The sequence below is a fragment of the Sulfurimonas sp. SWIR-19 genome (genome assembly GCF_020410885.1).
GTDB lineage: Bacteria > Campylobacterota > Campylobacteria > Campylobacterales > Sulfurimonadaceae > Sulfurimonas > Sulfurimonas sediminis.
Genome location: NZ_CP084578.1, coordinates 525,620 through 539,289 on the forward strand (window position 1 = coordinate 525,620; position 13,670 = coordinate 539,289).

Below are 13,670 nucleotides of genomic sequence, written 5' to 3' on the forward strand. Positions count from 1 at the left end.
ATTGAAATGAGAAAGTCAGGTGGGGAATATGTTAGCAGATCTACTTTTGTTGAAATTAAATCCTTATATGAATAGAACATAAGCAAGCAAGAACAGTCGGCACTAAAGTACCGATTCCGAGAATTTCCAATCATTTTGGAACCCGTACTTCAGTGCGGGCGAGAGCGGCAGGCAAGTTGCAACACTCGGCACTAAAGTACCGATTCCGAAAACTTTTCTAGTTAAAAAGCGCCTCCAACGCATCAACACTCTCTTTTTTCTCTTCTACTGTACCGTCTTCATTTGTAGTGACAGCATCATTTTCTACAAGTTCTATCTGTAAACCTGTGAGCATTGAAGCCAGACGGATGTTGATACCGCTTTTTCCGATTGCCTTGCTCTTTTGGTCGGCAGGCAGCGTAATGATGGCTTTTTCATTTTCCCCCTCTTCATTTTTTACAATTTCTACATGAGAGATGATAGCCGGACTCATTGTACGTGATACAAAAAGTTCAGGAATGGTTGTGTATTCTATACAGTCAATATTTTCACCAATGAGCTCCTGGCTTACCGCATTGATACGCACACCCTTGACACCGATTGTCGCGCCGACAGCATCCACTTGCGGGTGTGTGCTTAAAAGAGCGATTTTTGCTCTCTCACCCGGAATACGAGCTGACTTTTCTATGATGACCGAACCTTCTGCAATTTCTGGCACCTCAAGTTCCAAGAGTGCTTCTAAAAATTTGGGACTTGTTCGAGAAAGCTCGATTTGCATTCCGTTTTCTTTGTCCATATTTACACGTCTTACAACCGCTTTTATATGATCACCCACTTCAAAGATTTCGCCTTTTATACGGCTTTTCATTGGTAAAACTGCACGAATTTCATCCACTTCGATGTATGTGTTGTTTTGTGCATCGACACGTGTCACACGACCGCTGACAAGCGTGCCTACTTTTGATTTGTATTTGTTATAAATTTCATCTTCCACAAGTCTTTGTATATGATACTCTATTTCACGGTGAAGTTGTGAAGCGGCTGTTCTGCCATAGTCTTCAAGGTCATGGTCAATTTGGAGCTGATCTCCGATTTCTACCTGATCATCATACTCTTTTGCTTCGGTAAGTGATATATATGCGGGGGCAGTCTCTTCATCCTGGAGTTTTTCATCATTATCAGCAACAACTGTGATTGTCTGAATAATTTTTAAATTTTTTGTATCTTCATCAACATGTGCCTCAAAAGCAAAGTTTTGTCCGATTACACGTTTTGCAGTTTGTACAAAAGCAGTTTTTAGTGCTTCCATTACTTTTTCAGGTTGCAAACCCTTTTCATGACCGATTGCTTCGGCTATATCTAAAATTTTTTCCATAGGTATTTCCTTAGTGTTTTTAAGAAATCTGACATTAATAATTGCTATGACGGGGGATTTCTTAATTGAAGTATATAATTGTATCTAAAATCTACTAAAAATAGCTTTAACCCAATTTTTAGTAGATATAAAGTATAATCCAAAACTTTTTAAGAGTTATAAAAAGCCGCAATGCGGTGTGGGCTTTCTGCCGAAGAAAACCTAGTGTTAACGTAGTCAAAGGAATCAAGGTACCCCTTGAGGGTATACTTCCTTTGGCGTGTAAATAGGGAATAAAAAAGGTTCCCTTAAATTTATTTATAAATTAAAGGAAAGAGAAATGGATTTGAAATTTGCAAGAACTGATTTAGAAGCAAAACCGAAAAAAGTTGATTTAGCTAAATTGGATGCAGAAGTAGAAAAAAACGAGAGTATAATATTTTATTTTGACAGAGAAAACTCACATAAAGATTTACTCGAACTGCAAGACCATTACGAAGCAATGGGAAAAAGTTTTTATATGAGTGAAGTAAAGTACGGGTTGTCAGACAATGACTACATGTACCAAGTTCACATCATGAGCTAAAGAGCAGTTTATGAGTAAAAAGTTATTTATTGAAACCTTGGGTTGTGCTATGAACTCTCGTGACTCTGAACATATGATAGCACAGTTACGCGAAAAAGAGGGTTATGAAACGACACAGACCCTTGAAGAGGCTGACCTTATTTTGATAAATACCTGTTCTGTGAGAGAGCGTCCTGTTCATAAGCTTTTTTCTGAGCTCGGCGGTTTCAACAAACGGAAAAAACCTTCGGCTAAAATCGGTGTATGCGGATGTACCGCCTCTCATCTCGGTGAAGAGATTATAAAACGGGCACCTTATGTAAACTTTGTTCTGGGTGCAAGAAATGTTTCTAAAATAGGTGAAGTTTTACATAAAGACAAAGCTGTGGAAATAGACATAAATTATGATGAGAGCGAATTTGCTTTTGATGATTTTAGAACATCCCCCTATAAAGCATATATCAACATTTCCATAGGCTGTGACAAGCGGTGTACATTTTGTATTGTTCCAAAAACACGCGGAGATGAAATTTCGATTCCTGATGAACTTATTATCAACGAGGCAAAACGCGCTGTTAACAATGGAGCGAAAGAAGTTTTCCTGCTCGGCCAAAATGTCAATAATTACGGCAGACGCTTTTCATCAAGTGAGCATGAAAAGGTTAATTTTACAGAGTTGCTGCGCAGACTCTCCAAAATTGAAGGTTTAGAGCGTATTCGTTTTACATCGCCGCATCCTTTCCATATGGATGATGAATTTATAGAAGAATTTGCCAAAAACCCTAAAATCTGCAAATCTATGCATATGCCACTGCAAAGCGGTTCAAGTAAAGTGCTCAAAGATATGAAACGCGGGTACACAAAAGAGTGGTTTTTGAACCGTGTGCAAAAATTACGTGCAGAGTGTCCTGATGTAAGTATATCAACGGACATCATAGTAGCCTTTCCCGGTGAGAGTGATGAAGATTTTGCAGATACAATTGATGTAATGAAACAGGTGAAGTTTGATCAGATTTTTTCATTCAAGTATTCTCCTCGTCCTGAAACAGAAGCACAGCATTTTACAAATACGGTAGATGAGGAAGTGGCTTCACAGAGACTTGCGTATCTGCAATCACTGCATAATGAACTTTTAGATGAGATCAATGCAAAGTATTTAGGACAAACTTTTCGTGTTTATTTTGAAAATTTAAACAAAGACAATTTTGTTTCAGGCAGAAGTGATAATAACCTTGTCATCAAAGTCAAAGGGAGTGAAGAGTTGTTAGGAGAGTTTAGAGATGTTAAAATTACTTCTATCGGCAGAACAATTTTAACAGGCGAACTCGTTGCTTAAGAAGATAAGCCGTTCTCTTGCGCTTTACCTCCTTCCTTTTATAGGCGCTTTGCTTATAAAATTACTCTACCTTACAAATAAAAAAGTTTTTCATGCACCTGCAGCACTTGGTGAAGAAAACTTTATAATGGCTTGCTGGCACGGGGAGCTTTTGATGATCCCCTATGCCTACTTACGCTACAGAAAAACTCCCCATGTAAAACTTATAATTTCAGATCATTTTGATGGCACACTTATCGCAAAAACACTCAGCTATTTTGGTTTTGGTACCATTAGAGGTTCAAGCAGACGTAATGCCGCAAGAGCGCTTTTGCAAGGGATAAAAGCTTTAAAAGAGGGGTATGACCTGGGCATTACCCCGGATGGGCCAAAGGGGCCACGGCATGAGGTTGCTGACGGGATTATCGTCATGGCACAAAAAGCAGATGTGAAAATTACCCTTGTAGAGATCAAACCGAACAGTTACTGGCAGCTGAATTCATGGGATAAGTTTGTAATTCCCAAACCTTTTGGTACAATTACCTACTATATCAGTGATTTGCTGGATATAAAAGGGCTTGAACTTGAAGAGGCCAGAGACTTGATTAAAAAGGGGTTACTCCACCATGAACAATAAATTTTTTTTTCCGGCTTTGGCTGCTCTTTTTTTAGTAATTATGGGTATCTACTTTTTACTCAATCCCTCTTATGAAAAGTCCATAGAAGCGAAATATTATTATGAGATTGGTGATTATGAAGAAGCCTACAAACGTGCCAATGAGGCCTTTAGCTTAGATATATACAACCGTATGGCTGCAACAATAATGGCACAGTCCAAAACCTCCATAAAGTATAAAAAATACATAGATCAGGCAAAAGAGTATATGGCTGAGATTAATCTTATAGCAGCAAAAGAGACCATAAGTGATGCTGACAGAGCCAAAATAAAACTGATGAGTGAAATAATGGTGGATTCTTATAAAAAACTTGCTCCAAGCGTAATTACTGATAAAAAATTGGTACGCGAAGCAGCAAAATATTATAAAGATTTTGAGAAGCTTCTTGAAAAAGTCAATAGATAAATATAAAAAAGATTTTCTCACCTCCCTGGAAGAGCACAGAGGCTATTCCGATTTAACGATAAAAACCTATGCCGATGTTCTGAATGAAGCATTTGGGCATATAGAGATAGTGGAGGAAAATGGGCATACTATTGTAAATTTGATGCCTTACAGGATTTTTATCGCTGGTTTAAATGCAAAAACAATCAGTAAAAAATTAAGTGCTGTTCGAAGTTTTGTTGCATTTGTACGGGAGCAGGGTTTACATGTAACCCTGCAGGCGGATGAGAGTATAAAGGTCGCAAAGACACTGCCAAAGCCCATCTCGCATGAACATATTGTCGAAGCTTTGCAAAAGTGTGATTTAAAAGAAAAACTGCTGGTGAGCATGCTCTATACTGTGGGGTTGCGTATTTCTGAGCTTGCATCACTGGAACTGGAAAATATTTCGGGTGAATGGATACGGGTTACAGGAAAAGGTAATAAACAAAGAGATATACCGCTTCTCAAATCAACAAGAAGACTCATTGATGAATATTTGTCAACTTTTGTGCTAAAAAAATTTCTTTTTGAAAAAAATGGCGAAAGATTAAGCGAAAATAGTCTAAGATATATGATAACTAAAATATTTAAGCGTGTAGCCTTGAAAGTCACACCCCACCAGCTTCGACACTCCTATGCCTCCTCTTTGTTAAACGGAGGTGCACCGATAGTGGATGTCAGTGAACTGTTGGGACATGCCTCGATGGCAACAACGCAGATATATACAAAATTAGGCAGTGCATTGAAACAACAAAATTACAACAAAGCACACCCCTTAGGGGAGAACGAGTGCTGAGTAGATTACTGGAATCTTTTTACCTTAAAGTCCTTGTGAATATTGTTGTCCAAAAAGAGAGTACCCTGGTTCATATAGAATTGTACGGAAAAAAAGGTGTAATTGATGAAGTAAACTCTGAATTCCAAACAACCTCTCTCACTACACAAATGTATGATTTTATTTCTGAGTACATAAAAGAGTCTCCCTATTTTTACATAGCTGTTTTAGATACATCTTTGGTGCAGGGAGCCCTTCCTACATGTGAAAAAAACAAGTTAGACCATTATTTTGATTTGTCTATGTCAAAATACAAATGCTTTGAGAATAAATGGACTTTTTATACTGCAAAAAATGATATTTATGAGATAGAACGCAAATATGAAGATATCGGTGTGGATATGATATTTTCTCCTTTTGTTCTTCTGGCAAATTTTTTTCAGGATAAAATCAATGGAAATCTTGCAATGTATGTTCTTGTCCAAAACAATGTAATTTCTGTGGCTATTTTTGAACATTCAAATCTTCTTTATGCAGAACATCTGGATATGATTGCGTCTGATGAAGCTGAAGATATTACACTTCATGAAGGAATGGATGAAGATATTGATACTAACCTTGATCTGGACCTTGATGAGGGTATTGACCTGGAAGATATAAATGTTGATGAGAATGATTTGGATTCTTTAGATGATTTTGGTGATATTGAAGACCTGGATTCAATTGAGGACATCGATGAATTTTCAGAAAGTAAAGATGTCGAAGAAGAACTGTTAGAGAGTGAGAATGTGTTACCTGAAGATGAACAAAACGAATCTTTTAATGAAGATTATCAGCGGTTTACGCTCATTCAGCTGGCTGTTTCACATTTTTACAAAGATGAAAAGTATGAAAGCAGGTTTGTAGAGAATGTCTATATTGCCGATGGTGCAGGGGTGACAAATGATTTGAAAAAGTATCTTGAAGAAGAGATGTTCTTTAATGTTTATGTAAGACAGGCTGATCTTGGAGCCGAGTTATGCGAACTCACAAAGCTGGAGCTTGGTTTATGAAATACAGCTATATAAAACCAAGAAAAAAGACGCCTCTCACACCGGAATTGCAGATAGTTTTCACTTTTTTTGCGATGACACTGCTGATGCTTATTGCAACATATTCGTTTTTGCTTTATAAAGATTATACATTCATACAGGATAAGCAATCAATTATAGAACACAAAAAAGAACTTGAAGCCAGTATCAATCAGATGCAGAATCAAATAAGCTTTATTCAAAAGCAGAAGGCTTTAGCAGAAAAAGTATTTACACAAAATATGGTATTAAAAGATTCTATCGCAAACCTGTTTGACCTGGTACCGCAACGCATCACGCTTTCGCGGGCACAACTTTTAAAAAACGGTTTGATACTCTATGGTATAACACCTAACAAAGATGTCTATAATTTTATGCTCCAGGCACCATTACGCTCAATTTTTCATAAGACATACAGCAGTTTTTATCCTGCAAAGAATGGTTGGCTTATGTTTGTATCGACAAACTATATGGATGAATCACAAACAGAGGGGTTAGAGAGTGAAAATTAAAATTTCCCGTCATTATTTATATATTTTACTGATATCTGTTTTTCTGTTGCTGTTTGTACTTGTTTTTTCTTTTGGACTGCTTATTCCTAAAGGAAAAGAGTATCGTGAATCCAGGCTTGAGCTGCGAAAAGAAAATGTAGAGTTGCGTAAATATCAGGATTTTTATGACAAGACTCTCAAAACACTCAAAGATTTGCAGAGTAAAAACAGACATATCATAACTGCATTTGATGCAACATTTAACCCTGACAGGTTTGAAAAAAAATATAAAACTTTTTTTTCATCTTTACATGTAATGAAAGTGGAGCGCTCAAAAGATGAAGAGGGTTTTGCGACATATGAAGTCAATACAACATCCAAAATCAGTTCACCAAAAAATTTCTATAATTTTTTAGATGCACTCAACAAGGCTGACTGGATTATAGGCGTCAATTTTCCTATAGATTTTAAGCGTGAGGGAGAAATGATAAAATCATCATTCACAATGAAAGTTTATACCAATAACAAAGATAAGAACTCTACTGCTTCTGAATCTGTGAATAAATAGCCCCGTAATTTCGGCTCTACATGTAAACAGCGCATTTTTTCTTTAAAGTTTTTTGGCATATTGTCGGGCTTTATATAGGGTGCAATCAAAATATACTCTGCCATCATTGTTACCACATACTTTCTTCCTATGACTAGAGTGTCTTGAGTTTGTAGCAGTTTTCTTTCTTCGCCGCTCATGAGATGATTGATTGATTTGAGATATTTGTCAATATGATAGATGTCATTTCTTCTTGTCGGTGTTTTTTTAAAGCAGGCGAGTGCATTTATTTTTTGTAAAGAAGCTTCCTGTATCAAATCTTTTACATCCGCATCCATATAGGAAAAACTTTTTTTGATACCCTGGGCATATCTTTGCAAGAGAGGGTTTGTGTAGTTGTGCCGAAAAATATTGCGTGTATACTTTTCCTCTGCATTACTCGCATCTTCAAAATATCTAATGTTGTTTTTATGTAAATATTGAAGCAGCTCCTCTTTGCTTACATGTAACAGTGGTCTGTAAAGCACATAGCCGTTACGCTGTGTTTTTTCCTGCATGCCGGCAAGTTCCACACAACCGGCACCTTTACAAAACTGCATAAGCATCCATTCAAACCTGTCTCCCAAATGATGGGCTGTGAGGAGGGTGTTGTAATTATGCTGCTGTATAAGAGATTCAAAAAAATCATAGCGAATTTGTCTGGCATTGGCTTCAAAATTAGCTGTAATTTTTTGTGCATGATGGACATGGCATCTGAAGGCGTACTCTTTTGCCAGAGCTTTTGCATAGGCTGCCTCTTCTTTGCTTTGCTCTCTTATGCCGTAATCAACAATGGCAATATCAAATTTGATGTTATTTTCTAAAAGAAGAAAGAGCAGGGCAGTAGAGTCGCCTCCGGCAGAAAATGCCAGCAGGTTTTTTGTTGTTTGTAAAGCCTTTTTAGTCTTGCTTTTGAGCATTGTCTACGGTTGCGGTGAGAATATTTCCGACAAGTGCTGTGATTTTTGCCGGGTATATTTTGCCAAATTCCAAATCTTCATCAAGCGTTCTGTCATTGACATAAATTTCACCGTCAATCTCCGGTGCCCAGAGAAGTTCTCTTGCGCTTAAAAGGTACTCATGCTCATCACTCTCTCCGTCTATGACGATTTGCGTGGTTTTGCCGACCTCTTTTTGCAGAGATTTTTTTGTGCACTCTGCGGCTATATCACCAAGAATCTGTGCACGCTCGGCTTTGACTTCCTCTGAGATTTTATCTTGCATATCATAGGCTGAAGTCGTCTCTTCATCAGAATAGGAAAAAACATTGATGCGGTCAAAGCCGAAGTTTGCGGCAAATTCACACATCTCATCAAACATTGCCTCTGTTTCATGCGGATGCCCTACGATGAAACTTGTGCGGACAAAAGAGTTTGGCAGACTTCTCATATAGTTGAGCAGTTCAAGTGTTTTGTCTTTGCCAAAACCGCGTTTCATAATGCGCAGCATCTCATCATTAATGTGCTGGATAGGCATATCAAAATAGTTGTGAAACACTTTGCTTTTTGCAATATTTTTCAGAAGTTTCATGCTTGTAGTTGAAGGGTAGAGATAGAGAATTCTCGCAGATTTTACACCCTCAATCAGCTCAATTCTCTGAATAAGCAGAGAAAGTCCGTCTTTAACATTTTGGTCACGCAGGTAAGAACTTGAATCCTGTGAAACAAAAGAGAAATCCCAGTAGCCTTTTTTTACAAGTCCTTCAACCTCTTTGGCAATTGAATCCAAGTCACGTGAATTGAGTTTTCCTTTAAAAGAGGGAATTGCACAAAAACTGCATGTCTGATTACATCCTTCTGAGAGTTTGATATAGGCATGGTATGTTGAACCTGTCACAACGCGCTCAGCGCCGTCTATCAAAAACACTTCATCAGAAAAACGGCTTTTCTTCTCAACCAAAAGCTCATCTATTTTGTCATAGTCACCCACACCGGTAAAGATGTCAACCTCAGGAATCTGTTCCATCAACTCCTCTTGATAGCGCTCGCTCAGGCAGCCTGCCATCACAAGAAGTGAATCTTCTTTTCGTGCATCATGGAGTGAAAGTACGGTATTGAGTGATTCTTCTTTTGCCGCGTCAATAAAGCCGCAGGTATTGACAATGATGACATCGGCTTCTTCATTGTTGTCTGTGAGTTCAAAATTCTGTAGTTTTCCCATCATCACTTCTGTATCGACCAGGTTTTTGGTACATCCGAGTGAAACTATGTGGAGTTTGTTGCTCATATCTCTTCTTTGTATTGTATTTGCTTCATGGCAATTTAAAATTAATTTTCTAAGTGGCTTTTCCTAAACCCGTACTTTTAATGTCAATGGCATTAAGTTAAGAAAATTAATGCTTTCTTGGAACCGGCACTTCAGTGCCGGCTGTTGCAATAGTCTTGCCACTCTCAGTCCGCACTGCAGAAAAAATTTAGTTTTTTCCCAAGTCATGCTTTAGCATTGAAAGTACGGGTTCCTAGAAAACATAAAATTATTTTTAAATTACAATATATTAGTGTAATTATACCGTATAATTAGCTTATGAAAAACTATGATGTAATTATTCTTGGTGCCGGGGCGAGTGGATTGATGTGCGCAGGCAGTCTGAGTAAAAAAATGCGTATTGCTATAATCGAGGGCAATGAAAAAGCTGCCAAGAAACTTAAAATTTCCGGTGGAGGTAAATGCAATATTACTAATGTCAATGTGCAGATAAATAATTTTGACGGTGAGGAGAGATTACTGCAAGCAGCCTTTAAGCAGTTCAGTAAAGATGATTTATTGGACTTTTTAGACAGAAACAGGGTAGCGTTGGAGCTGAGAAAAGGACGCTACTATTTTTGTAAAAACTCTTCGGATGATATTATCAATGTGTTGAAAAAAAATGCAAAAAACAGTGAAATTATTCTCAATAACAAGGTGTTACATGTAAGCAAATCAGAAGATTTTTTTACAGTTACGACAGACAAAAACAAATATACGGCAAGAAAAGTTGTTGTAGCCACCGGTGGAAAAAGTTTTCAAACACTCGGTGCAAGTGATGTGGGCTTACAAATCGCAAAAAGTTTTGGTATCGGTGTGAAAGAATTTACGCCTGCACTTGTCGGACTCACACTGCAAAAAGAGCAGTTTTGGATGAAAGAGCTCAGCGGGCTGAGCTGCTATGTACATGTAAAGGTGGCAGACAAAACGCTTAAAGAAGAGATGCTTTTTGCCCATAAAGGCATTAGCGGTCCTGCAATACTTTCTGCTTCCTTGTATTGGCACAAAGGGGAAATAAGCATAGACTTTTTACCCAACAAAAATATTTTAGATTTGGTGCAAAAGAGTAAAAAACTGGTGAGTTCGCTTATCCCTTTGCCAAAAAGACTTGCAAAAGCTCTTTTGTCCGCGATAGATTTTAAAGACAAAGAGTGTGCAAAACTGAGTCAACATGACAAAGAGGCATTAAAAGCATTGCACAATTATACTTTTGCTCCTGCGGGAAACTTCGGATTTAGCAAAGCGGAGGTAAGCAGAGGCGGTGTCTTGGCAGATGCACTTACATGTAACAGCTTGGAATCCAAAAAAGTAAAAGGTCTGCATTTTATAGGCGAAGTTGTAGATGTCACGGGCGAACTCGGGGGCTATAATTTTCAGTGGGCATTTTCAAGTGCCTACAGCTGTGCAAAATTTATAAAATAAAGAGTTCAAAGTTTCAACTGTTTTATGAAATTGTTTGCAATCATTTCACCTCGGGTCTTAAAAATATTGGCTGTTTCTTCCTCATAGAGTTTGTCGATAGTTTGAGAAAAAAGTTCCAGCCATCTTTGGAAACTTTCCCTGTTAAGACCCTGCATATCCAGGTGCGGTTTTATAGGGGTACCGTTATAACTGTTGTCGGCTGTTGTCATTGATGCCCAAAAGTCTGTCAGAAGATTAAGATGATGCTGCCATTCATCCGAAATCATCTCATCACCCAGCTTTTCAATAAAAAAATCAGCGATAAGATCGTCTTTGAGCACACTGCTGTAAAAGCGGTCAACCATAACGCGAATGTTTTTTTTCGTAATAGTTTGGTATTGCATAAAACCTCGTTTGTCTGTTTTGTATAAAATTATATTATATAATAGCAGAGGTTTACTTGATATAAATCAATCAGAAATACCTTGCTTGTAACTTGATTTTTTAAAGTTTTACAAGGTACAAATTGGCTACACTTTAGGATTATTATGAAAATCCAAAGGATTACAGATGAGCAGAGTAGATATAAAAGTACAGATAAGTCTTTTAAAAGAGGCAAAAAGTTATTTTGACAATGTAAAGCAAAAAGATACTGTTGTCTTAACACAAGAACATATTTTAGAATGGCTGGAAGTTTTCTATGATGACCGTATAAAGATGGATACATGTAACGAAGCGACGGTAAGAAGATAAATCTTTGATGTTTCTTTCATTTGGCTATAATTCCATTAATGAAAAAGAAACCAGAATTTAAAGTAGTATCACCCTACGAACCTGCGGGTGATCAACCGACAGCTATAAAAAAACTCTCAGACTCCATACTAAAAGGGAACCGCTATCAGACACTTGAAGGTGTGACAGGGAGCGGTAAAACCCATACGATGGCACGCGTTATAGAAAATGTAAAAATGCCGACTATCATTATGACGCATAATAAAACGCTTGCTGCACAGCTTTACTCAGAATTTCGTCAGTTTTTTCCAAACAATCATGTCGAATATTTTGTTTCTTATTATGATTACTATCAGCCTGAAGCCTACATCCCGCGTCAGGATCTTTTTATAGAAAAAGATTCCGCCATCAATGATGAACTAGAACGTCTTCGACTTTCTGCTACAGCAAATCTACTCTCTTATGATGATGTGATTGTTATAGCTTCTGTTTCTGCAAACTATGGTCTTGGTGACCCAGAAGAGTACCAAAACATGGTGCAGGCTTTGGCAGTGGGTGATGAAATAGCACAAAAAAAACTTCTGCTTCGTTTGGTTGAAATGGGCTATTCGAGAAATGACAGTTATTTTGACAGCGGACATATTCGAGTAAACGGTGAGAGTATAGATATCTATCCGCCTTATTTTGAACAAGAAGCCATTCGTGTGGAGTTTTTCGGTGATGAGATAGAAGCGATTTATACCTTTGATGTGATTGACAACAAAAAGCTTGAAGAGCATAAAAGTGTTACAATTTATGCCACTTCACAGTTTAGTGTCTCTCAGGAAAAAATGGCTGTGGCTATCAAACGCATAGAAGAAGAGCTCGATGAGCGGCTGGCATATTTTCAAAAAGAGGGTAAACTTGTTGAGTATCAAAGACTCAAACAGCGTGTCGAATTTGATTTGGAGATGCTGCAGACAACAGGAATGTGCAAGGGAATTGAAAACTATTCAAGACTTTTGACAAATAAAAAACCGGGAGAAGCTCCTTTTACATTGCTTGATTATTTTGAGCAAAACCATAAAGAGTATCTTGTTATTGTCGATGAATCCCATGTTTCACTGCCACAGTATCGAGGGATGTATGCAGGAGACAGAGCCAGAAAAGAGGTGCTTGTTGATTATGGCTTTCGCCTGCCATCAGCTCTTGACAACCGTCCGCTAAAAGCAGAAGAGTATATAAACAAAGCACCGCATTATCTGTTTGTCTCAGCAACACCTTCTGAATATGAACTTGAAATGTCAGCGGTCAAAGCCGAACAGATTATTCGTCCCACAGGACTGCTTGACCCTGTCATCGAGATTAAATCTTCAGACAATCAGGTAGAAGATATTCATGATGAGATTAAAAAGATCATTGTCAAAGACGAACGGGTTTTAATCACAGTACTGACAAAAAAAATGGCAGAGGCCTTGACAAAATATCTTGCAGATTTGGGCATTAAAGTACAGTATATGCACTCTGACATTGACACTATTGAGCGAAACCAAATTATCCGTTCTTTGCGCTTGGGTGAATTTGATGTACTTATAGGGATAAATTTACTACGAGAAGGGCTGGATTTACCCGAAGTTTCTCTTGTGGCAATTTTGGATGCGGACAAAGAAGGATTTTTGAGAAGTGAAACGGCGCTTGTGCAGACTATAGGACGCGGAGCGAGAAATGAAAACGGTCGGGTTATTCTGTATGCAAACAAAATGACAGGTTCTATGCAAAGAGCGATAGACAAAACAAATGCAAGACGGGCAATTCAAGAAGCTTACAATAAAAAACACGGCATAACACCGACAACAACCAAGAGAGCATTAGATGAAAATCTTAAAGTTGAGGAACATGGCGGACTCTACCAAAAATACAAAAAACAGGATAAAATACCGCCAAGTGAAAGAAAAGCAATGATAAAAGAGCTTTCCTTAAAAATGAAAGAGGCTGCCCGTGAGCTTAATTTTGAAGAAGCGGCACGACTGCGTGATGAAATCACAAAAATAAAAAAACTTTAGGATAGATAAAATA

15 protein-coding genes are annotated in these 13,670 nt (G+C 37.8%); 11 read left to right on the top strand and 4 right to left on the bottom strand.

All coding sequences use genetic code 11. From position 1 onward, the window contains the following. Positions 1 to 217: 217 nt before the first annotated feature. Positions 218 to 1,354, bottom strand: coding sequence for a transcription termination factor NusA (gene nusA, locus LCX93_RS02745; protein ID WP_226068204.1), 1,137 nt, complete (start codon positions 1,352 to 1,354; stop codon positions 218 to 220). 319 nt (positions 1,355 to 1,673) lie between these two features. On the opposite strand from nusA, the gene LCX93_RS02750 reads away from it, so the two are divergent. From LCX93_RS02750 to LCX93_RS02785, 8 genes are read left to right on the top strand one after another with little or no spacing between them, the layout of a single operon-like run. Next, complete coding sequence (locus LCX93_RS02750; RefSeq protein WP_151900953.1) at positions 1,674 to 1,919, top strand: HP0268 family nuclease; 246 nt, start codon at positions 1,674 to 1,676, stop codon at positions 1,917 to 1,919. A 10-nt stretch (positions 1,920 to 1,929) separates the two neighbouring features. After that, positions 1,930 to 3,234, top strand: a complete 1,305-nt coding sequence (gene miaB, locus LCX93_RS02755; RefSeq protein WP_226068206.1) for a tRNA (N6-isopentenyl adenosine(37)-C2)-methylthiotransferase MiaB — start codon at positions 1,930 to 1,932, stop codon at positions 3,232 to 3,234. Further along, positions 3,227 to 3,850, top strand: a complete 624-nt coding sequence (locus LCX93_RS02760) for a lysophospholipid acyltransferase family protein (RefSeq protein ID WP_226068215.1) — start codon at positions 3,227 to 3,229, stop codon at positions 3,848 to 3,850. The genes miaB and LCX93_RS02760 overlap by 8 nt, the downstream gene beginning before the upstream one ends. Further along, positions 3,840 to 4,295, top strand: a complete 456-nt coding sequence (locus tag LCX93_RS02765; RefSeq protein ID WP_226068217.1) for a hypothetical protein — start codon at positions 3,840 to 3,842, stop codon at positions 4,293 to 4,295. The genes LCX93_RS02760 and LCX93_RS02765 overlap by 11 nt, the downstream gene beginning before the upstream one ends. After that, positions 4,276 to 5,112 (top strand): tyrosine-type recombinase/integrase, encoded by an 837-nt coding sequence (locus LCX93_RS02770; RefSeq protein WP_226068219.1) that lies wholly within the window; start codon positions 4,276 to 4,278, stop codon positions 5,110 to 5,112. Before LCX93_RS02765 ends, LCX93_RS02770 begins: the two co-directional genes overlap by 20 nt. Beyond that, the gene (locus LCX93_RS02775) at positions 5,106 to 6,143 is read left to right on the top strand and encodes a DUF8341 domain-containing protein (protein ID WP_226068221.1); all 1,038 of its coding nucleotides are present in this window, start codon (positions 5,106 to 5,108) and stop codon (positions 6,141 to 6,143) included. The genes LCX93_RS02770 and LCX93_RS02775 overlap by 7 nt, the downstream gene beginning before the upstream one ends. Then, positions 6,140 to 6,673 carry a hypothetical protein gene (locus LCX93_RS02780; protein WP_226068223.1) on the top strand — a complete coding sequence of 178 codons (534 nt, stop codon included), beginning with the start codon at positions 6,140 to 6,142 and terminating at the stop codon, positions 6,671 to 6,673. Before LCX93_RS02775 ends, LCX93_RS02780 begins: the two co-directional genes overlap by 4 nt. Then, positions 6,663 to 7,220, top strand: a complete 558-nt coding sequence (locus tag LCX93_RS02785; RefSeq protein WP_226068231.1) for a hypothetical protein — start codon at positions 6,663 to 6,665, stop codon at positions 7,218 to 7,220. The genes LCX93_RS02780 and LCX93_RS02785 overlap by 11 nt, the downstream gene beginning before the upstream one ends. Here the strand turns inward: LCX93_RS02785 and tilS are convergent. After that, positions 7,166 to 8,158: a tRNA lysidine(34) synthetase TilS gene (gene tilS, locus LCX93_RS02790; RefSeq protein ID WP_226068233.1), complete on the bottom strand. Its 993-nt coding sequence runs from the start codon at positions 8,156 to 8,158 to the stop codon at positions 7,166 to 7,168. The genes LCX93_RS02785 and tilS overlap by 55 nt on opposite strands. Beyond that, positions 8,139 to 9,464 carry a 30S ribosomal protein S12 methylthiotransferase RimO gene (rimO, locus tag LCX93_RS02795; protein ID WP_226068235.1) on the bottom strand — a complete coding sequence of 442 codons (1,326 nt, stop codon included), beginning with the start codon at positions 9,462 to 9,464 and terminating at the stop codon, positions 8,139 to 8,141. Before rimO ends, tilS begins: the two co-directional genes overlap by 20 nt. A gap of 297 nt (positions 9,465 to 9,761) precedes the next feature. On the opposite strand from rimO, the gene LCX93_RS02800 reads away from it, so the two are divergent. Beyond that, complete coding sequence (locus LCX93_RS02800; RefSeq protein ID WP_226068238.1) at positions 9,762 to 10,904, top strand: BaiN/RdsA family NAD(P)/FAD-dependent oxidoreductase; 1,143 nt, start codon at positions 9,762 to 9,764, stop codon at positions 10,902 to 10,904. Positions 10,905 to 10,909: 5 nt separating this feature from the next. Here the strand turns inward: LCX93_RS02800 and LCX93_RS02805 are convergent, their stop codons facing one another. Next, entirely contained in the window at positions 10,910 to 11,287 is a 378-nt protein-coding gene (locus tag LCX93_RS02805) for a group III truncated hemoglobin (protein WP_226068240.1), read from the bottom strand. A 166-nt stretch (positions 11,288 to 11,453) separates the two neighbouring features. Here LCX93_RS02805 and LCX93_RS02810 point away from each other — a divergent pair, with 166 nt between their 5' ends. Both LCX93_RS02810 and uvrB read left to right on the top strand, forming a co-directional pair. Then, on the top strand, positions 11,454 to 11,636 hold the full coding sequence (locus tag LCX93_RS02810) for a hypothetical protein (protein ID WP_226068242.1): 183 nt from the start codon (positions 11,454 to 11,456) through the stop codon (positions 11,634 to 11,636). Between the two features lie 38 nt (positions 11,637 to 11,674). Then, positions 11,675 to 13,657 (top strand): excinuclease ABC subunit UvrB, encoded by a 1,983-nt coding sequence (uvrB, locus tag LCX93_RS02815; protein ID WP_226068244.1) that lies wholly within the window; start codon positions 11,675 to 11,677, stop codon positions 13,655 to 13,657. Positions 13,658 to 13,670 lie beyond the last annotated feature (13 nt).